Annotated in this window: 19 protein-coding genes and 2 pseudogenes; 12 read left to right on the top strand and 9 right to left on the bottom strand. The window is 70.9% G+C overall.

Annotation, left to right across the window (positions count from 1 at the left end):
* Positions 1 to 96 precede the first annotated feature (96 nt).
* Positions 97 to 573 carry a cysteine dioxygenase gene (locus NLX83_RS02220; RefSeq protein WP_254233179.1) on the top strand — a complete coding sequence of 159 codons (477 nt, stop codon included), beginning with the start codon at positions 97 to 99 and terminating at the stop codon, positions 571 to 573.
* On the opposite strand, the gene NLX83_RS02215 is transcribed toward NLX83_RS02220, so the two are convergent.
* The 3 genes and pseudogenes from NLX83_RS02215 to NLX83_RS42205 all read right to left on the bottom strand — a co-directional run.
* Positions 563 to 745 (bottom strand): hypothetical protein, encoded by a 183-nt coding sequence (locus tag NLX83_RS02215; RefSeq protein WP_254233178.1) that lies wholly within the window; start codon positions 743 to 745, stop codon positions 563 to 565. The two genes, NLX83_RS02220 and NLX83_RS02215, sit on opposite strands and share 11 nt — an antisense overlap.
* A gap of 6 nt (positions 746 to 751) precedes the next feature.
* Positions 752 to 880, bottom strand: a pseudogene (locus tag NLX83_RS41720) (nitroreductase family deazaflavin-dependent oxidoreductase); the annotation flags it as partial.
* A gap of 164 nt (positions 881 to 1,044) precedes the next feature.
* Positions 1,045 to 1,383 (bottom strand): annotated as a pseudogene (locus NLX83_RS42205) (FAD-dependent monooxygenase); the annotation flags it as partial.
* On the opposite strand from NLX83_RS42205, the gene NLX83_RS41715 reads away from it, so the two are divergent.
* Positions 1,340 to 1,507: a hypothetical protein gene (locus NLX83_RS41715; protein ID WP_254233177.1), complete on the top strand. Its 168-nt coding sequence runs from the start codon at positions 1,340 to 1,342 to the stop codon at positions 1,505 to 1,507. The pseudogene NLX83_RS42205 and the gene NLX83_RS41715 sit on opposite strands and share 44 nt — an antisense overlap.
* A gap of 131 nt (positions 1,508 to 1,638) precedes the next feature.
* On the opposite strand, the gene NLX83_RS02200 is transcribed toward NLX83_RS41715, so the two are convergent.
* On the bottom strand, positions 1,639 to 2,310 hold the full coding sequence (locus NLX83_RS02200) for a pyridoxamine 5'-phosphate oxidase family protein (RefSeq protein WP_254233176.1): 672 nt from the start codon (positions 2,308 to 2,310) through the stop codon (positions 1,639 to 1,641).
* 70 nt (positions 2,311 to 2,380) lie between these two features.
* Here NLX83_RS02200 and NLX83_RS02195 point away from each other — a divergent pair, with 70 nt between their 5' ends.
* On the top strand, positions 2,381 to 3,826 hold the full coding sequence (locus NLX83_RS02195; RefSeq protein WP_254233175.1) for an aminotransferase-like domain-containing protein: 1,446 nt from the start codon (positions 2,381 to 2,383) through the stop codon (positions 3,824 to 3,826).
* On the opposite strand, the gene NLX83_RS02190 is transcribed toward NLX83_RS02195, so the two are convergent.
* A complete protein-coding gene (locus tag NLX83_RS02190) occupies positions 3,744 to 4,211 on the bottom strand; it encodes a GAF domain-containing protein (RefSeq protein ID WP_254233174.1) in 468 nt (155 codons plus the stop codon). The two genes, NLX83_RS02195 and NLX83_RS02190, sit on opposite strands and share 83 nt — an antisense overlap.
* A gap of 69 nt (positions 4,212 to 4,280) precedes the next feature.
* On the opposite strand from NLX83_RS02190, the gene NLX83_RS02185 reads away from it, so the two are divergent.
* Positions 4,281 to 5,387, top strand: coding sequence for a D-alanine--D-alanine ligase family protein (locus NLX83_RS02185; RefSeq protein WP_254233173.1), 1,107 nt, complete (start codon positions 4,281 to 4,283; stop codon positions 5,385 to 5,387).
* A 35-nt stretch (positions 5,388 to 5,422) separates the two neighbouring features.
* On the opposite strand, the gene NLX83_RS02180 is transcribed toward NLX83_RS02185, so the two are convergent.
* Both NLX83_RS02180 and NLX83_RS02175 read right to left on the bottom strand, forming a co-directional pair.
* Entirely contained in the window at positions 5,423 to 6,061 is a 639-nt protein-coding gene (locus NLX83_RS02180; protein ID WP_254233172.1) for a DUF3515 domain-containing protein, read from the bottom strand.
* 76 nt (positions 6,062 to 6,137) lie between these two features.
* A complete protein-coding gene (locus tag NLX83_RS02175) occupies positions 6,138 to 6,371 on the bottom strand; it encodes an Lrp/AsnC ligand binding domain-containing protein (RefSeq protein ID WP_030430580.1) in 234 nt (77 codons plus the stop codon).
* Positions 6,372 to 6,468: 97 nt separating this feature from the next.
* On the opposite strand from NLX83_RS02175, the gene NLX83_RS02170 reads away from it, so the two are divergent.
* On the top strand, positions 6,469 to 7,437 hold the full coding sequence (locus NLX83_RS02170; RefSeq protein ID WP_254233171.1) for a thiamine-phosphate kinase: 969 nt from the start codon (positions 6,469 to 6,471) through the stop codon (positions 7,435 to 7,437).
* A 62-nt stretch (positions 7,438 to 7,499) separates the two neighbouring features.
* The gene (locus NLX83_RS02165) at positions 7,500 to 7,982 is read left to right on the top strand and encodes a GNAT family N-acetyltransferase (protein WP_374118756.1); all 483 of its coding nucleotides are present in this window, start codon (positions 7,500 to 7,502) and stop codon (positions 7,980 to 7,982) included.
* Here NLX83_RS02165 and NLX83_RS02160 read toward each other — a convergent pair whose 3' ends face one another.
* Entirely contained in the window at positions 7,983 to 10,103 is a 2,121-nt protein-coding gene (locus tag NLX83_RS02160; RefSeq protein ID WP_254233170.1) for a DUF4132 domain-containing protein, read from the bottom strand.
* A gap of 127 nt (positions 10,104 to 10,230) precedes the next feature.
* Between NLX83_RS02160 and NLX83_RS02155 the strand changes: the two genes are divergently transcribed.
* The 4 genes from NLX83_RS02155 (at position 10,231) to NLX83_RS02140 (ending at position 13,430) form a co-directional block, all read left to right on the top strand.
* Positions 10,231 to 10,752 carry a gamma carbonic anhydrase family protein gene (locus NLX83_RS02155; protein ID WP_254233169.1) on the top strand — a complete coding sequence of 174 codons (522 nt, stop codon included), beginning with the start codon at positions 10,231 to 10,233 and terminating at the stop codon, positions 10,750 to 10,752.
* Between the two features lie 98 nt (positions 10,753 to 10,850).
* Positions 10,851 to 11,564 (top strand): hypothetical protein, encoded by a 714-nt coding sequence (locus NLX83_RS02150; RefSeq protein WP_254233168.1) that lies wholly within the window; start codon positions 10,851 to 10,853, stop codon positions 11,562 to 11,564.
* Between the two features lie 25 nt (positions 11,565 to 11,589).
* Positions 11,590 to 12,264, top strand: coding sequence for a uracil-DNA glycosylase (locus tag NLX83_RS02145; protein WP_254233167.1), 675 nt, complete (start codon positions 11,590 to 11,592; stop codon positions 12,262 to 12,264).
* On the top strand, positions 12,249 to 13,430 hold the full coding sequence (locus NLX83_RS02140) for an MFS transporter (protein WP_254233166.1): 1,182 nt from the start codon (positions 12,249 to 12,251) through the stop codon (positions 13,428 to 13,430). The genes NLX83_RS02145 and NLX83_RS02140 overlap by 16 nt, the downstream gene beginning before the upstream one ends.
* Positions 13,431 to 13,466: 36 nt before the next feature.
* On the opposite strand, the gene rpmB is transcribed toward NLX83_RS02140, so the two are convergent.
* Positions 13,467 to 13,658, bottom strand: coding sequence for a 50S ribosomal protein L28 (rpmB, locus tag NLX83_RS02135; protein WP_030430573.1), 192 nt, complete (start codon positions 13,656 to 13,658; stop codon positions 13,467 to 13,469).
* 160 nt (positions 13,659 to 13,818) lie between these two features.
* On the opposite strand from rpmB, the gene NLX83_RS02130 reads away from it, so the two are divergent.
* A complete protein-coding gene (locus NLX83_RS02130) occupies positions 13,819 to 15,486 on the top strand; it encodes a DAK2 domain-containing protein (protein ID WP_308209259.1) in 1,668 nt (555 codons plus the stop codon).
* Positions 15,487 to 15,520: 34 nt separating this feature from the next.
* On the top strand, positions 15,521 to 17,740 hold the full coding sequence (recG, locus tag NLX83_RS02125) for an ATP-dependent DNA helicase RecG (RefSeq protein WP_254233165.1): 2,220 nt from the start codon (positions 15,521 to 15,523) through the stop codon (positions 17,738 to 17,740).
* The last annotated feature ends 18 nt before the right edge of the window (positions 17,741 to 17,758 follow it).

Below are 17,758 nucleotides of genomic sequence, written 5' to 3'. Positions count from 1 at the left end.
CCCGTCTGCTCCCGCGTGGCCGCACCGATCCCGTCCGCCTGACCGGCGACGTCGCGTGCGCCCGCACCCATCACCACATTCCTGAGGACCACGCTGATGTTCGCCGTTCCGCCCAACACCGTTCCCGCCGAGCGCCCCGCCCTGCTGCACCCCGCCAGGATCGCGCTCAAGATCGCCGCTGACCGCTCCCGCTGGGCGCACCGCCTGCGCTACGACCCCGCCGACCGCTGGGTGGGGCTGATCGAGAAGACCGATGAGCACGAGGTCTGGCTGATGAGCTGGTTGCCGGGCCAGCACACCGAACTGCACGACCACAACGGCGGCCACGGCGCGTTCACCGTGGTGCAGGGCTCCCTGGTGGAGCGCGTCGCCCGCGTAGGCGCGGACGGCAGGCCGGTCGAACTCGTGCACGCGCTGACCACGGGACAGACTCGGGTGTTCGGCCCGTCCTACGTGCACGAGGTGCGCAACTCCGGCCCGGACCCGGCCGTCAGCATCCACGTCTTCGGCCCGCGCAGGCAGGGGATGACGGAGTACCGCCAGGACCTGGTCAAGGGACCGGTCAAGTTCTAGGCGCGAACCGCAGGAACGGCAGCCGCTGCCCGACCTCGCGGTAGTCCTCGACGCTGCCGTCGACGCGGAAACCCATGAAGCGCATCAGGTTCCTGGCCGCGCCGGGGTGCCGAGGGGCGTAGCGGGCCATGACCTCGCCGCCTTCTTCGGTGCTCAGTGGTACGGCGGTCACCCGCATTCGCCGACTGCCGACCTGGACCGTGACGTCCGGAGTTTTGAGGACGTTGCGGTACCGGGCGGCACGGTCGCCGAAGCCGGAACAGACCGTGTAGCTGCCGTCGCCGTGGTTGTGCTCGACGACCTCGATGACGGCTTGAGCTGACCGGGCTCTCCTGTGCGGTACACCACGACCTGGCGGCCGGGCTCTGTGTAGTGCAGCCGCTCCGCGCCTATGCCGTAGTTGTCCTGCACGGGGAACGACGCCAGGTAGTAGCCGAGGTAGCGCTCGAACCTTTCTGCGGGCCCAAACACCAACTCGCGCGTTGTGGAGTGCACGCCGTCCGCGCCGACCAAGAGGTCGTAGGACTCCTGCATCCCATCGGTGAACGTGACATCGACACCGTTCGAGTCTTGCCGCACTTCGGTTATCGAGCGCTCGAACCGCATCTCGACTTCACCGCGCACGGCGTCTACGACGACCGGCGTGTGCCCGCGACGGTGCAGCCAGTCGGCGACCCGCTCGCGCGCCGTCCGCAGCTGGTCCCGCAGGACTTCGCCGAGCGCCGGATCGCGCATCGCCCCGGCGATCAGCTCCACGGCCAGCCGGGTGAGCGCGCCGTCCGTGACGGTCTCCGGGACGAGCCCGCGCAGGTCGTCGAGCGCCGCGCGCAGGTCGGGCGCGGCCAGGAACCGGTCGACGACAGGCGCGACGACGAGCTCTCCCGCCCTGGTCGCGATGGCCGCGTGCAGACCGGGCAGCCCGCCGAAGTGGTAGTGGATCAGCCCGACGTTCGCGCCCGCGTGCTCGGCGACCGCCCTGGTCGTGACGGCGGGCCAGCCCCCGTCCGCGAGCAGGGCCAGCCCGGAGTCGACCAGCTGCGCGCGGCGGCGCTGCCCCTTATTTGGTCACTCGCCCAAGCTGGCACCCCTGAGTGTCACGTGCGAGGGCGCGGCCACGCCCGGCGGCAGCAGCGGGCAGGGCTCCGGCTCGCCCCAGACCTGCCGCACCGGCAGGACCCCGGCCCAGCGCGAGTCCTCGGCCACGTCCTCCTCGTCGTCGACGGGCGGGCCGCGCCGGATCTTCACCGCGGCCTCGGTCAGCTCCAGCGCGAGCACGGACGTCGCCGCCAGCTCCTTGCGGTTCGGGCCGCGGGTGTAGTCCCACGAGCCCGGCGCGACCTGCTGGGTGATCACGGCGAGCGCGTGCAGCTTCTCGTCCGGGTCCTCGACGAGCCGGGCGCGCCCGTGCACCACGGCGGAGCGGTAGTTGGCGGAGTGGTGGAAGGCCGACCTGGCGTAGACGATCCCGTCCAGCAACGTGATCGCGACGGAGACCTCGGCGCCCGCGATCGCCGTCCGCAGGGTGCTCGCGCCGGTGGAGCCGTGCACGTAGAGCGTGTCGCCCTCCCAGCCGTAGCAGGTCGGCAGCACCACGGGAGCCCCGTTGATCACGACGCCGAGATGGCAGATCACCCCGGCGTCGAGCACCTCGTCGAGATCCGCGCGCTCCGTGGCCGCGCGCTGCTTGCCGCGCTGGATGGTGCTGCGTTCGGTCGGGGACAGCGGCGGTCTGGTCATGGCTCTAGCCTGTGCGGTGAAGTGGCATCATCGAATAGCCACCGCCGCATGACTTTGAGAGGCCACTGCTGTGTTGCCGGTCGAACTACCGATCGCGTTGGACCGCACGAACCCCCGCCCGCTCGCGGCCCAGCTCGCCGACGCGCTGCGCGCCGCCGCGACCACCGGGCACCTGCGCAGCGGCGACCGGCTGCCGTCGACGCGAGCCCTCGCCACCCACCTCAAGGTCAGCCGGACCGTGACGGCTGCCGCCTACGACCAGCTGCACGCGGAGGGCTGGCTCGACGGCAAGCACGGTTCGGGCACGTTCGTCACCGCTACGCCTCCCGCGCCAGGACCCGGTGCTGTCGCGGCGAAGCCCAGCGCGGAGTCCGGCCACGGCCTCGACCTCGCTCCCGGCGCAGGGTTCGGAAAGGGCATCGAGACCGCCGCGTGGCGCAGGGCGTGGCGTGCGGCTGCGGAGGCCGAACCGCTGCTGCGCCCACAGCGCGCCGGACTGCCCAGTTACCGCGCCGCGGTCGCAGAGCACTTGTTGCGCCACCGCGGCCTCGTAGTGCCCAATGCGCCAGAGGACGCGGTTCTCGCCACAGCGGGGACAACGGCCGCCGTAGGGGAGCTGGCCATGGCTGTGTTGCCTAGGGGCTCCGCGGTCGCGTTCGAGGAACCGGGATACCAGCGCGGCGTAGGTGCTTTCCGCGCTGCTGGGCTCCGCGTAGTGCCTGTGCCGGTCGACCAGGACGGGCTTGTGGTGTCGGAGATCCCTGACGAAGTCGTTGCCGTGTACTGCTCGCCCGCGCACCAGTACCCGCTCGGCGGCAGGCTTCCCGCCACGCGGCGCACGCAGCTGATCGAGCGTGCGCGCGCCAACGCCTGGCTGATCGTCGAGGACGACTACGACGGCGAGATGCGCTACGACGTCGCGCCGCTGCCTTTGCTGGCGTCGCTGGCTCCCGACGTGGTCGTGCACCTCGGCACCACGAGCAAGATCCTCACCGTGGGGCTCGGCACCGGCTGGATGGTCGCGCCCCCGGAGATCGCCGCGAAGGTGATCGAGCACCGCAACCTCACCGGCACCTCGCCCTCGGCGGCCGGGCAGCGGGTGCTGGTCGAGCTGGCCAGGCACGGCGACCTCGGCAGGCACCTGCGCAGGCTCCGCAGGGAACTGGGGGAGCGCCGAGCGTCGCTGGTCCTGGCCTTCTCCGAGGCGGGCATCCCGACCGTGGGCGACGAGGCGGGCGGGCACCTGGTCGTCCCGATGCCGTCCCTGGAGGCCGAACGCCAGGCGCTCGCGGAGGGGCAGCGGCACGGGCTGCTCCTCGACGGCCTCGAACGGCACCACATCGGCGTGCCCGCGTGGTTCGGCGTCGCGGTCGGCTACACGGCGTGCACCCGTCGCCAGCTCGACGGCGCGCTGCCGGTGCTGGTCGACCTGCTCAGTCGAGCGCGAGCTGCTCCTCGTACAGCGGAACCAGCTCCGTCGCGACCTCGAGCAGCTTCGCCACCAGCGCCTCGGTGAACACGCCGGGGCGGCAGTCCTCGACGTCGAGGGTGCCCAGGACGCGGCCCTCGACGACCACCGGGACGATCACCTCGGAGCCGATCTTGTCGCTGGCCGCGACGTAGCGCGGATCGCCCGCGACGTCGTTGCAGACCAACGGCTTCGCCTGCCGCACCGCCTCCAGCGTCAGGTTCTCCGCCAGGGGGAAGCGCGGGTGCGCGGGGCCGGGAAGGCCGCTCCACGCGAGCAGCTCCACCGCGCTCGCGGACGCCTGGTAGATCCCGACCCAGTGGAAGCCGGTGACCGAGCGGACGAGATCGGCGACGAGGCTCGCGCGCAGCCGAGGGCAGCCCGGTTCCCGGACCGCCTCCCGCACCTCGTTGACGAGCTCGCACTGCTGCACACCATGACGGTCTCACCAGGGTCAAGTCGGCTCGGAGGGCGGCGAGCGTCCCCCGGTAGGGTCACGGGCATGGCAGAACGCAGGACGAGGGTCGCGGTTGTTTTCGGTGGTCGCAGCACGGAACACGGGGTTTCGTGCGTGTCGGCGCGCAGCGTGCTGACCCACCTGGACGGCACCCGGTTCGAGGTCGTTCCGGTCGGAATCGCCCCGAACGGGGCCTGGGTGCTGGGCACAGATGATCCAAAAGCGTTGGAGATCCGTGACCGCAGCCTTCCGCAGGTGCCGGAGAACGGCACCGCTGTGGTACTGCCGGGCGATCCGACCAGACGCGACGTCGTGCTGTTGGAGCCCGGTCGCGCCGGTGAAGTGCTCTCCGGCGTCGATGTGGTCTTCCCCGTCCTGCACGGCGCGTTCGGTGAGGACGGCACCATCCAGGGCTTGCTGGAGATGGCCGGTGTGCCCTACGTCGGGCCCGGCGTGCTCGCCAGCGCCGCGTCCATGGACAAGGAGTTCACCAAGAAGCTGCTCGCCGCCGAGGGCATGCCGAGCGTGCCCTACGAGGTGCTGCGGCGCGGCCAGGCGACGCTGACCGCGGAGCAGCGGGACCGGCTCGGCCTGCCGGTGTTCGTCAAGCCGTCCCGCGCCGGCTCCTCCATCGGCATCTCGAAGGTGACCGACTGGGCCGAGCTGGACGCGGCGATCGAGCTGGCCCGGCGGACCGACCCGAAGGTCCTGGTCGAGAAGGGCGTCGTGGTCCGCGAGATCGAGGTCGGCGTGCTGGAGTTCCCGGACGGGCGGGTCGAGGCCAGCCTGCCCGCGGAGATCCGGATGCTGGAGAGCGCCGCCGCCGACTGGTACGACTTCGACTCCAAGTACCTGGACTCCGACCAGGCGTGCGAGGTCGACATCCCGGCGAAGCTGGACGACGAGCTGAGCGCGCGCATCCGGGCGCTGTCGGTCGCGGCCTTCCAGGCCCTGGACTGCCAGGGGCTGGCGCGGGTGGACTTCTTCGTCACCGCCGACGGCACGCCGATCATCAACGAGATCAACACGATGCCCGGCTTCACTCCGATCTCCATGTACCCCAAGACCTGGGAGGTCACCGGCGTGGACTACCCGACGCTGCTGACCACGCTGATCGAGACCGCCATCGCCAGGGGCACCGGCCTGCGCTGACCATTGTCGGCACGCACAACAGAAGTGGGGCGGTGTCAGCGAGTGGGAGTCGGGGGAATCACGTGCGGCGGGCCCTGCCCCGGCGGGGTGCCGACGAGGTCGGGGGAGCGCGGCGGCAGCGCCTTCGCGATCGTCGCCGAAACCTCTTGCAGCGGCCCGGTTCCCGCGTCCTTGGGCACGGTGAGGACCACGTACACCGGCCGGTCCACCGCGACCCAGGTGCTCACCCCGGGCTCGGCGATCTCCAGCCACGTCGCGCCGCCGACCACCAGCAGCGGGCTGGACTGGGTCAGCTCCGATGGCCTGCCGAGCCCGCAGCGCAGGATGATCGGGTCGACCTCGCGGCTGCCCCAGGCGACGGTGGCCACGGGTGCGGGTTCGGCGAGCTGCCTGCGCGGTAGCTTCGCGGCGTTGGAGGTCAGTTCGGCGGGCAGGCCGTCGAGCACCGCGCGGCACTCCGAGGTGCTCGCCCCGGGCGCGGGCACCGGGGGCAGGGTGAGCGGGCCGGTGCGGCGAGCGGTGGAGATCTCCTGCTGCTGCCCGGGATCGGAGTCCTCGGCCGGTCCGGAGAAGAGGCCGATGGCGCCGACCGCGACGGCCAGCAGCACCGGGAGCCCGACCGCCAGGATCACCAGCGGCCGAGGGAACGCGTTGTCCGTGGGCTTGTCGGGCACCCGGCTACTACAACATGCGCGCGGGCCGGGCGTGGTTGCGGGGGCGGTGCCCGGAAACCGTGACCGGCGCGGAGCTTTAGAGGTGCACCACTGGGCAGGTCAGGGTGCGGGTGATGCCGTCGACGCCCTGGATGCTGGCCACCACGAGCTGGCCGAGCTGGTCGACGGTTTCGGCCTCCGAGCGGACGATCACGTCGTAGGGACCGGTCACGTCCTCGGAGCTGATCACGCCGGGAATGGTGGCGATCTCGGCGGCGACGGCTGCTGCCTTGCCGACCTCGGTCTGGATCAGGATGTATGCCTGGACCACGGCGTGCCCCTTCGTCTTGAGCTGTCTGCACGGGGTAGGAACGTGCACGAAAAGCTACCCCAGCCGGGGGTCGGGTCGCTCAGGGTCGGAGGTGGGTGTGCGTCCGGAGCCGCCGCGTGACGCGGAGACGGTCGCCGGGCTCGGCGAGTTCGGGCTCATCCGCCGGGTGACCCAGGGCCGGGCGCAGCCACCGCCGACGCTGCTCGGGCCCGGGGACGACGCCGCCGTGGTGGCCGCGCCGGACGGCCGGGTGGTGGCCTCGACCGACGTGCTCGTCGAAGGGGTCCACTTCCGGTTGGACTGGTCGAATCCCGAGCAGGTGGGCCGCAAGGCGGTCGCGGTCAACCTCGCCGACATCGTGGCGATGGGTGCGGTGCCGACCGGGGTCCTCGTCGGTCTCGCGTGCCCCGGGGACACCCGGGTGGAGCTGGCCGACGGGTTGTTCGCGGGCATGTGGCAGGAGGCCGCGAACGCCGGGATCGGTGTGGTGGGCGGGGATATGGTCACGTCGGAGACCCTGGTGATCTCCGTCACGGCGCTCGGCGACCTGGAGGGCCGGGCACCGGTGACCCGCTCCGGAGCGCGGCCCGGCGACGTGCTCGCCTACGCCGGGCGTCTCGGCTGGGCCGCGGCCGGGTTGGCCGTGCTGGGCCGGGGATTCCGCTCGCCGGTGGCCGTCGTCGGCGCGCAGCGCGTGCCCGAACCGCCCTACGTGGCGGGTCCGCAGGCCGCCATCGCCGGTGCGACCGCGATGCTCGACGTTTCCGACGGACTGCTGGCCGACCTCGGTCACATCGCCCGCGCGTCGGACGTGGCGATCAACGTCCGCACCGAGGGTTTCGAGGTGCACCAACGCCTTCTGGACGTCGCGTCCGCGCTCGGCGCCGACCCGCTGCACTGGATGCTCACCGGCGGCGAGGACCACGCGCTGGTCGCGACGTTCCCCACGCCGGGGCAGGTACCGGACGACTGGCACCCCATCGGCTGGGTGGGCAAGGGCTCCGGCATCACCGTGGACGGCAGGCCCTACGAGGGGCCGACCAACGGCTGGGAGCACTGGCGCTGATAGGGATGCGGGAAATTGCATTCCTATCCACGTGCCTGGTCGCTTAGTGTGCGGGCATGGTGATGCTCGACTTGGAGCTGCGCGTCGTCGGCTACGACCACCCGGACGCGGCGAAGCTGATCTCGGAGGTCCAGCAGGAGTACGTCGTGCGTTACGGCGACGAGGACGTCACCCCGGTGGATCCCGCGGAATTCGCCCCGCCGCTGGGCCTGTTCATCGTCGGCTACCTCAACGAGGAAGCGGTCGTGTGCGGCGGGTGGCGCGCGCACGACAGCGACGATCCGCAGTTCCTGGACGGCGATGCCGAGATCAAGCGCATGTACGTGGTCGGCACCGCCCGCGGCAAGGGCCTCGCCAAGCGCATGCTCGTGGAGCTGGAGCGCACCGCGCGGGACGCGGGCAGGCGGCGCATGGTGCTGGAGACCGGTACGCAGCAGCCGGAGGCGGTCGCGCTGTACAGCGCCAACGGCTACGAGCGCATCCAGAACTTCGGCGCCTACAAGGACCATCCGCTGAGCCTCTGCTTCGCCAAGTCGCTGTACTGATCACCGCAGCTGCTCCGCGATCGTCGGATCGGTGATCGCGGAGTCCTCGGCGAGCAGCAGCGCCTTGCCCAGGATCAGGCGCAGCATCCCGTCTCCCTCGAACGGCAGCCACACCCCGCGACCGACGCCCTTGGCCTGCCGGGCGAGCACGCAGAGGTACTGGTCGTCCGGTTGCATCACCACGTTGCCGGAACCGAGGTGGATCCGGTAGCCGCGCAGGTCCCCGCGCACTTCGAGGAACCGGTCGGTCACGGTGCACCGCTGCGCGATCGGCAGCGCGGGCAGCACGCGCCGCAACACCTCCCGCCGAGTCGCCGCCGCCGTGGACAACTCGCCGAAGCCGTGGGAGTTCCAGTACTCGCGGTACGAGCTGTCGGCGCCGTCGTCCTGCCACGCGGGGTCGGAGCCGATGCTCGCACCGTCGACGAACAGCTCGACATCGCGCAGCACCTCGCTGAACACCAGTGGTGGGACGTCGGCCAACGGCAGCGGATCGCTGAGGTCGTCGACGTCGTCCCAGGGCGCGTAGCCAGCTCCCGCCGCGTAGGCGGTGTTCTCCGGGGCGAACAACGGGTAGAAGCGGATGTGCTCGGTGTCGACGTAGTGGTAGCCGCCCGATTCGGTGGCCGCCACGTCGAAACCGTCGCCGACTCCTTCCACCCACAGTTCGGCGCGCAACCCCCACTCCGGCAGTTCGCGCACCGTCGGCTGGCAGGTTGTGTCCATTGTGGACCTCGGTTGGTTCTGCCAGCCGCGCGCGGTGGCGATTGCGTGGAACCGCTTCTGCTTCAGGATGTGCGCGGTGAAGCGCGTGGAGAACAGTTCTGTGCTCCGCTCTGCCTCCGTCAGCGCGTAGACCTCGCGGTGCGCTTGCTTGAACGGTTGCACGATGCCCTGTTCGGTGAGCAGTTCGCGCCACTCAAGGACTTCGTCGGTCTCGTAGTCGACCGGGTGCCACAGCGCGACGTCGTCGGAGGCGCGCACCGGCACCGGTTGTCCGTCCAACCCGCGCAGCGCGCCCTCGTAGTACACGCACGCGCGCACACCGACGATCCAGATCAGCCTGCGCGCGATCGTGCCTACGAGCGGATGGTCCAGGTATCGCGTCCGCCACTGTTCGAAGTGCCAGACCCGGTGTTCGAGGAACAGTCGCTCCAACCGTGCCTTCTGCTCCGTGAGCGTCCCGTTGACGTCCTTGACGTGCGCGCGCAGTGCGCGGAGTTCGTCAGCGTTCTCCGTGCGCACGGAGGCGGGAACGGACTTGGTGGCCATACCGTCGTGATCGCGCCACCGCGTGCGCACCCCGGTCGGTTCGACCACCAGCTCCACTTCGGCGTCGCCGATCGCGCGGGTGCCCCGGCCCGTCGTGGTGAGGCCGAAGTGCGGGACCGCGATCTCCTCGATCTCGCCCCTGGTGATGCCCAGCGCGTCCGCCTTCACCGCCAGCGTCCGGTCGAGCAGTCGCAGCGTCGGCCTGTGGGTGATCCGGTTCGCCAGCCGCGCGATCTCCGCGAGCGCGGGTTCACTGTCCACAGTGGAGAGAACGTGCACCGCCGCGCCCGCCACCCTGGTGCGCCGCGGCTGCGCGTCGAGCGCGCCCGCCACGACCATGCCGAGCAGGCGCGGGCTGGTGTCCTCCTCCGGGGCGACCGCGCGCAGCCACAGCAGGCCGCGCACGGCGGTGTCGTTGTGCTCGTTGTGCACGTTGGCCGGACCGGGCGGTGCCGTCGCGAAGGTGGTGAGCCAGCGGTCGGTCCTGCCGAACACCTCGTCGGCGCCGAGCGCGTCCAGCAGCTCCCGCGCCCTGGCGCGCCACTTCTTCGCCGGGCGCGAGGTCACCAGCGCGAGCGCGTGCCGCAGCAGCTCCTCCCAGCACCGCGCGTGCTCCGGCGGCAGCGCGGCGACCTCGGCGATCGCCTGGTCCGCCCAGGGTTCGCCGGGGACCAGCACCGGAGGCCGCCGCACCTGGTGCGGCGCAACGGCTCGGGCGGCGTCGTGCGCCGTGGTCAGCCGGTCGCGCGCGTAGGCGAGCAACCGGCCCGGCAGTGCGCCCAGCCGGGCCAGCACGGTGCCCAGCCACATCCCTGGGCGGGCCGGGTTCTCCTGGAGTCGTGTCAGCACGTGTTTCACCGCCTCCTGCGCGTGGGTGGACCGTGCTGCCGTCGTCATCGCTGGTGAACTCAGTTCGTCAGCACGGGGCCGACGGTAGACAGGGGGTCTGACACTGAGCGGCCGGATACTGTGCGACATGGCCATTTACGCTCTCGGCGAGCTCGTACCGGACGTTCACCCCGATGCCTACGTGCACCCCGAGGCCACGGTGATCGGCAACGTCGTGGTCCGCGCGCACGCGTCGGTGTGGCCGCAGGCGGTGTTGCGCGGGGACTACGGCCGGATCGAGGTCGGTGAGCGCACGAGCGTCCAGGACGGAACCGTGGTGCATTGCACGCCGATCCACCCGACCCTGATCGGTGCGGAGTGCGTTGTCGGGCACAACGTGCACATCGAGGGCGCGACCATCGGCGACCGCTGCCTGATCGGCTCCGGGTCCGTCGTGCTCAACGGCGCGGAGGTCGGCGCGGGTGCCGTCGTCGGGGCCGGTGCGGTGGTGTCCTTCGGCGGGCGGGTGCCCAGCCGCCGCATGGCGCTCGGGGTTCCCGCGCGGATCCGGGAGGGCTTCGAGGTCGCCGAGGACAATGTGGACGTTCCCGTCGCCATGTACGTGGCCAACATCGGCGAGTACCGCACCAAGCTCCGGAGGTTGGACTGATCCACCAGTCGCTGCTGGACGCCGTCCTCGAAGAGAACGACAAGCTGCCGGAAGAGGGGAGTGACCGCTTCGTCGTCGGTCGGCCTGCCGAGGTCGCGGTGGCGGCGGAAGGGGTCGCCGCCGCCCGCGCCGGTCGGTTGGACGAAGCGGTCGCTCTGCTCGCGCGCGTCGACTACCAGCTCCTGGAACTGCGAGACCCCGTGCACGGCGACTTCCACATAGTGCGCGAAACGGCGTCTTATAAGCGTTGTTGGGGCTCCTACTACCTCCGCGCGGCTCCGTATCGCGATGTGGTCGTCGAGGTGCCGCATCCACGCCATGACAGGTATACGCCTGATTTCGGAGTAGAGGCACTTCATCGTTGCGAGGGCTCAGTTCTCCTTGTGGCAGGAACACACCGCTACGCGAACGGTCGACCGCGCAACGGTTGGGAACCACCATCGGACATGGCGCGAAACCCGTGCAGCCTCTTCCAGGCCGTGCACGAGCGGTTGACCACCGCGAGCACAGATGTGTTGCAGTACCACGGCTTCGTCGAGGACCACTATCCCGATGTGGTGCTCAGCAACGGAAGCGCGAGACCACACGCACAGTTGCACCGCATCGCACAACGGATGCGGGCGGTGGGCGTGCGCGCGGAAGTCTTCGACGGCGAGAACTGGCCTTCGGTTGGCGCTACGAAGAATCCGCAAGCCAGGCACACGAGGCGGATCGGCGGGCGGTTCTACCACATGGAGCACCAACCACGAGTGCGCGACGACGTTCGACTGCGCAATGCGATGGTCAATGCGGTAGCGGCAGAACTCGGGTGAACGCGGCCCGCTATCGTCACGGCCCGTGTCAGGACGACCGTTGAACGAAATCATGGATGCCGGTTGGGCGAAGGCCCTCGCACCGGTCGAGGACCGCATCACCGCGATGGGCGAGTTCCTGCGCGCGGAGATCACCGCGGGGCGGGAGTACCTGCCCGCGGGGGAGAACGTGCTGCGGGCGTTCCAACAACCCTTCGACGACGTGCGGGTGCTCATCGTCGGCCAGGACCCGTACCCGACTCCGGGGCACGCGGTCGGGCTCAGCTTCTCCGTCGCCCCCGGGGTGCGCCCGCCCGCCAGTCTGATCAACATCTTCAAGGAGTACGAGCAGGACCTCGGCCTGCCGCTGCCCTCGAGCGGTGACCTGTCGCCGTGGGTGGACCAGGGCGTGCTGCTGCTCAACAGGGCGCTGACGGTGGAGCCGCGCAAGCCCGCCGCGCACCGCGGCAAGGGCTGGGAGGAGATCACCGAGCAGGCCATCAAGGCGCTCGCCGAGCGGGACAAGCCGATGGTGGCGATCCTGTGGGGCCGCGACGCGCGCAACCTCCGGCCCACCATGCCGAACGTGCCCTGTGTGGAGTCCGCCCACCCGAGCCCGATGTCCGCGCACAACGGCTTCTTCGGCTCTCGCCCGTTCAGCAAGGCCAACAAGCTCCTTGAGGAGCAGGGCGCGGCGCCGGTCGAGTGGAAGCTCCCCTAGGGCGCGACCTCCTGCTCGTGGTGAGCGGGGTCGGCGTGTCCGTCTTCGGGACGATGCTGACCACGCTCACCCTGCTGCTCTCGCTCTCCGAGCACGGGCCGCTCGCGGTCGCGCTCGTCCTCGCGGCGGAACTCGTCCCGGTGGCGTTCGGCGCGCCCGTGGTCGGCCTGCTGGTGGACCGGCTGCCCAACCGCAGGCTGCTGATCGGAGCGCAGCTGGTGCAGGCGGCGGCCGTGGCCGCGCTGATCCCCGCGTTGGGCAGCGTGCCGCTCTCGGCGCTCATCGCGTTCTGCTACGGCTTCGGCACCGCGGTCACCAAACCCGCCGCGACGGCCCTGCTGCCCAGGATCACCGGCGAGGAGGGCGCGACCAGGGGCTACGCGGCGTGGGGGACCGCGTCGACGATCGGCATGCTGCTCGGATCGGGGCTCGGCGGTGTGCTGATCACCGAGGCGGGTCCCACCGTGGCGCTGCTCGTGGACGTGGCGACACTGCTCTTCCAAGCGGCGCTGTTGCTGTTCGTGCGAGCCGAGCGCGATCCCCGGCTGAGCACGCCGGAGCGCAAGCGCGGGGCCGCCGTCGCGGGGATGCGCCACCTCCGCGCCGACACGGTGCTCGTGGCCATCACGTCGGGTGGCGCGGTTGTGCTCCTGGCCACGGTGCTCGTGAACGTCGCCGAGGTCTTCTTCGTCACCGACGTGCTGCTGGCGGGTGGAGTGGTCCTCGGGATCATGGCCGCCTGCTGGGGCTCGGGGAAGCTGTTGGCCAGCCGGATCGCCGCGCGGGCGAGCGGGGAGCGTGCGCTGCTGCGGATGCTCGGCGCGGGCGGCGTGCTGATGGGCACCGCGCTCGTCGTGGCCGGATCGGTGCCCCATGTTGTGGTGGCGTGCGCGATGTGGGTGGTGGCCGGGATCGCGAACGGTTTCCAGAACCTCGGCACCCAGGCGCTGACCTCCCTGCGGTCTCCCGAGGAGCTGCGTGGGCGGGTCTTCGCGGCCGTGAGCGCGGTGATGACCACGTCCAACATGCTCGGCACGGTGGCCGCAGCCGGGGTGATCGCGGTGCTCGGGCCGAGGTGGACGCTGGTCGGCGGGGGGAGCCTGGCGCTGGTGGCGGCCGTGCTGACCTACCGCGTGGCGACACGCCGAACGGCCCGGGTGGACTGAGTCCGACCCGGGCCGTTGGAGCAGATCAGGGGTGCGTCAGCCGCGAACGACCTTGCCGGCCTTCAGGCACGAGGTGCACACGTTGAGCCGCTTGCGCTGCGAAAGACCGATCTTCGCGCGCACGGTCTGGATGTTCGGGTTCCACCTGCGGTTCGTCCTCCGGTGGGAGTGCGAGACCGACATGCCGAAGCCCGGCCCCTTGTTGCAGACGTCGCACACGGCAGCCATGTCGGGCGCTCCTTCAACCGTTGTCGTGCAATGAGAACTTCAAGGCCCAGGTGTGAGCCTTGGCATGGCTGTCACGGGCAGAATGCCGGACAGCCCGCACAGGTTATCCCGAGTCGGTCCGACCAACCAAACCGCCCCCCATCGGTACGCTCCGGTGCTGGTGATCGCCGACCACGTTCGACTGGCTGACGCGGGGATGGTGCGGGTGCTGGGAGTGCTGGACGCCGCTGCGGTGCGCCGATGGGCCGTGACCTGCGTGGACGCGCTGGAGGCGAGTCGCGAGGAGATCGACCGGATCAACGTCTACCCGGTCGCGGACGGCGATACCGGGACGAACCTGCTGCACACGATGCGCGCCGCGCTCGAAGCGCTGGTCAGGACGGACATCACGGACGCGGGCACGGCGGTCGCCGCGCTGGCCAGGGGAGCGCTGGCGGGGGCGCGGGGCAACTCCGGCGTGATCCTGTCCCAGGTGCTGCGCGGCCTGGCCGAGGAGTGGGCGGGCGCGACCGCCGCTGGCGGGGAAGGTATCAGGAAAGCCCTGGTCAGAGCCGATGCGCTGGCGACGGCCGCGGTGGCCGAGCCCGCCCCGGGCACGATCCTGACGGTGTTGCACGCGGCCGCGGTGGCGGCGCGCGAGTGCGACGGCGACGACCTGGCCGAGGTCGTGGTCGCCAGCTCGAAGGCCGCCGCGGACGCGCTCGCGGAGACCCCGAGGCAGCTCTCCGCGCTGGCCAAGGCCGGTGTGGTGGACGCGGGCGGACGTGGCCTGGTGGTCCTGCTGGACGCGCTCGCCGAGGTGGTCACGGGCGAACGCGTGGAGCGCGCGCTCGGCCCGCACCGCCTGCCGCGGCTGGCCGAGGACCTGCACACGGAGCGCGAGGGTGGCTCGACGGAGTTCGAGTACGAGGTCATGTACTTGCTGGACGGCGGCGACGAGCGGCGCACTACGACGTTGCGCGCGGAGCTGGCCGCATTGGGTGACTGCGTGTCCGTTGTGTCGGACGGCACACCGGACGGCGCAGGATTGTGGACTGTGCACGTGCACTGCAATGACGTGGGCGCGGCGATCGAGGCGGGTGTGGAGGCCGGCCGTCCACATCGGATCACCGTGGTCCGCTTCGCCGATCAGATCGAGGCGGCGCCGAAGCGCTTCGTGCGCGATCGCGCGGTAGTGGCCATTGTGGACGGTGAAGGCATCGCGGAGCTGTTTCGCAGTGAAGGCGCCGTAGTGGTCACCGTGCCGCCCGCGCAGCCGTTGGACACTGCGGACCTCCTTGCTGCCATTAGTGGCAGCCGCGCCGCGCATGTAGTGCTTTTGCCTAACTCCATGCATTTCAACGTCGTAGTGGACGAAGCGTGCGCACAAGCGACACAGGCCGGACAGGACGTGGTTGCGGTTCCTACGGCCTCGGCGGTGCAAGGTCTCGCCGCATTGGCCGTGCACGATCCTGCGCGCAGGCCGGGCGACGACGTCGTGGCGATGGCGGAAGCCGCTGCGGCGACCAGGCGCGGAGAGTTGCTGATCGCCCAGCGCGAGGCGTTGACGTGGGTCGGCCGTTGTCAGCCCGGTGACGTGCTGGGCATGGTCGACGGCGAGGTCGTGCTGATCGAGCCCGCCTCGGCGGTGACCTCGGCGGCTTGCCAGTTGGCCGATCGGATGCTCGCCGCGGGCGGGGAGCTGGTGACGGCGGTGCTGGGGGCCGGAGCCCCGGACGGCGTCGCCGAGGCGTTGGCCGAGCACCTCCGGCACACTCGGCCCGAGGTCGAACTGGCCGCTTATCCCGGTGGGCAGCTGGACGCGGTGCTGCTGCTGGGTGTGGAGTAAGAGACTGTCAGTGGGGCGCGGTTGAATGGTGTCGATGGCTTCCTGGGACGACAAGCTGGACCGGCTGCTGGGCGCGAAGAGCGGCAAGGCGCTGGAGTCCGCGCTCGAGCTGACCACCGTCGGCGATCTGCTGCGGCACTACCCGCGGCGCTACGCCGAGCGGGGTGAGCTGACGCGCATCGCCGACCTGGCGATCGGCGAGCACGTGTCGATCATGGCCGAGGTCCGCTCCTGCGTGACCCGGCAGATGGCGAGCAGGCCGGGGACGATCACCCAGGCGATCATCACCGACGGGCGCGCGCAGCTGAGCCTCACCTTCTTCAAGCAGAAGTACCACCAGACCAAGCTCCTGCCGGGCACGCGCGGCATGTTCTCCGGAAAGGTCTCGCAGTACAACAAGAAGCTCCAGCTGACCCACCCCGACTACAAGCTGATCGGCGACGAGGAGGACGGGTCGGCGCTGCAGGAGTTCGCCAGCGGGCTGATCCCGGTCTACCCGGCGTCGAAGGACCTCCAGACCTGGACGATCGCGAACTGCGTCCGGCAGGTCCTGGACCAGTGGGACGGCGTCGCCGACCCGGTACCGGAGGAGATGCTCACCGAGGCGGGCCTGTCGGGGTTGTCCGAGGCGCTGCGCCGCATCCACCAGCCGAACAGCTGGGCCGAGGTGACCATCGCCAAGCAGCGGCTCAAGTGGGACGAAGCCCTCGCGCTGCAACTGGTCTTCGCGCAGCGCAGGCATTCCGCGGTGAGCCGTCCCGCGCCGAGCTGCCCGCGCAGGGGCGACGGGGTCGCGGCCGCCTTCGACGAAGTGCTGCCGTTCACGCTGACCGACGGCCAGCGCGAGATCGGCGAGTTGATCTCGGCGGACATGGCCACCGACCACCCGATGAACCTGTTGCTGCAGGGCGAGGTCGGCTCCGGCAAGACGCTCGTGGCGCTGCGGGCGATGTTGCAGGCGGTGGACGCGGGCCGCCAGGCAGCGATGCTCGCGCCGACCGAAGTCCTTGCCGCGCAACACGCCCGGTCGCTCGCCGAGATGCTGGGCGACCTCGCGCGGGCCGGTGAGCTCGGCGCGCCGGACGTCGCGACCAGGGTCACGCTGTTGACCGGGGTGATGGGCGCGAAGGAGCGCAAGCAGGCGCTGCTCGACGCCGCCTCCGGTGCCGCGGGGATCGTGATCGGCACGCACGCGCTGATCCAGGACCGGGTGAGCTTCGCCGACCTGGGCCTGGTGGTCGTCGACGAGCAGCACCGCTTCGGCGTCGAGCAGCGCGACGCGTTGCGCACGCGCGCGGCGGGCGGTGGCAGCCCGCACATCCTCGTGATGACCGCGACGCCCATCCCGCGCACGGTCGCGATGACCGTCTACGGCGACTTGAAGGTGGCCGCGCTGCGCGAGCTGCCGAAGGGGCGCTCGCCGATCTCCACCTCCGTGGTCCCGGCGGCGGAGAAACCCAGGTGGCTGGACCGCACGTGGCAGCGCATCCGCGAGGAGGTCGCGAAGGGCCACCAGGCGTACGTGGTCTGCCCGCGCATCGGGGAGTCCGAGGGCGATGAGGACGAGGCGCCGCCGAAGAAGTCCAAGGGCGCCAAGGAACCGAAGGAACCCAAGGAAGCCAAGGAGGAGAGCGACCGCCGCCCGCCGCTCGCGGTGATGGACGTGGCGCCGCGGCTGGCGAGCGGACCCCTGCGCGGGCTGAGGGTCGGCGTGCTGCACGGCAAGCTCCCCACGGACGAGAAGGACGCGGTGATGCGGGCCTTCGGCGCGGGGGAACTGGACGTGCTGGTCGCGACGACGGTGGTCGAGGTCGGCGTGAACGTGCCCAACGCCACCGTGATGGTGATCATGGACGCGGACCGGTTCGGCGTGAGCCAGCTGCACCAGCTGCGCGGGCGGGTCGGCAGGGGCAGCGCTCCCGGGCTGTGCCTGCTGGTCAGCGAGATCCCGGCGAACACGACGACCCGGCAGCGACTGGAGGCGGTGGCGGCGACCACGGACGGCTTCGAGCTGGCCCGGCTGGACCTGGAGTTGCGCCGCGAGGGCGACATCCTCGGTTCCGCGCAGTCGGGCAAGCGTTCAACGCTGAAGATGCTGTCGCTGCTGCAGGACGAGGACGTGATCGAGGCCGCCAGGGTGGCCGCCGACGACGTGGTCGCGGCCGACCCCGAGCTGCTGAGCCACCCCGGGCTGGCCGGGATGGTCTCCGACCTCATCCACGAGGAGCACGCGGAGTTCCTGGAGAAGAGCTGATCCCGTCGTGCGGAAATC

Origin of the sequence: Allokutzneria sp. A3M-2-11 16 (genome assembly GCF_024213555.1) — a bacterium.
Lineage (GTDB): Bacteria > Actinomycetota > Actinomycetes > Mycobacteriales > Pseudonocardiaceae > Allokutzneria.
This window is presented reverse-complemented; position numbering and strand designations above follow the sequence as displayed.

Excerpts from the sequence above, each read along its gene's own strand:
- NLX83_RS02165 (WP_374118756.1), top strand. The coding sequence starts at position 7,500 with ATGCTCGACTTGGAGCTGCGCGTCGTCGGCTACGACCACCCGGACGCG.
- NLX83_RS02155 (WP_254233169.1), top strand. The coding sequence starts at position 10,231 with ATGGCCATTTACGCTCTCGGCGAGCTCGTACCGGACGTTCACCCCGAT.
- NLX83_RS02185 (WP_254233173.1), top strand. The coding sequence starts at position 4,281 with ATGGCAGAACGCAGGACGAGGGTCGCGGTTGTTTTCGGTGGTCGCAGC.
- NLX83_RS02200 (WP_254233176.1), bottom strand. The coding sequence starts at position 2,310 with ATGACCAGACCGCCGCTGTCCCCGACCGAACGCAGCACCATCCAGCGC.
- recG (WP_254233165.1), top strand. The coding sequence starts at position 15,521 with ATGGCTTCCTGGGACGACAAGCTGGACCGGCTGCTGGGCGCGAAGAGC.
- NLX83_RS02220 (WP_254233179.1), top strand. The coding sequence starts at position 97 with ATGTTCGCCGTTCCGCCCAACACCGTTCCCGCCGAGCGCCCCGCCCTG.
- rpmB (WP_030430573.1), bottom strand. The coding sequence starts at position 13,658 with ATGGCTGCCGTGTGCGACGTCTGCAACAAGGGGCCGGGCTTCGGCATG.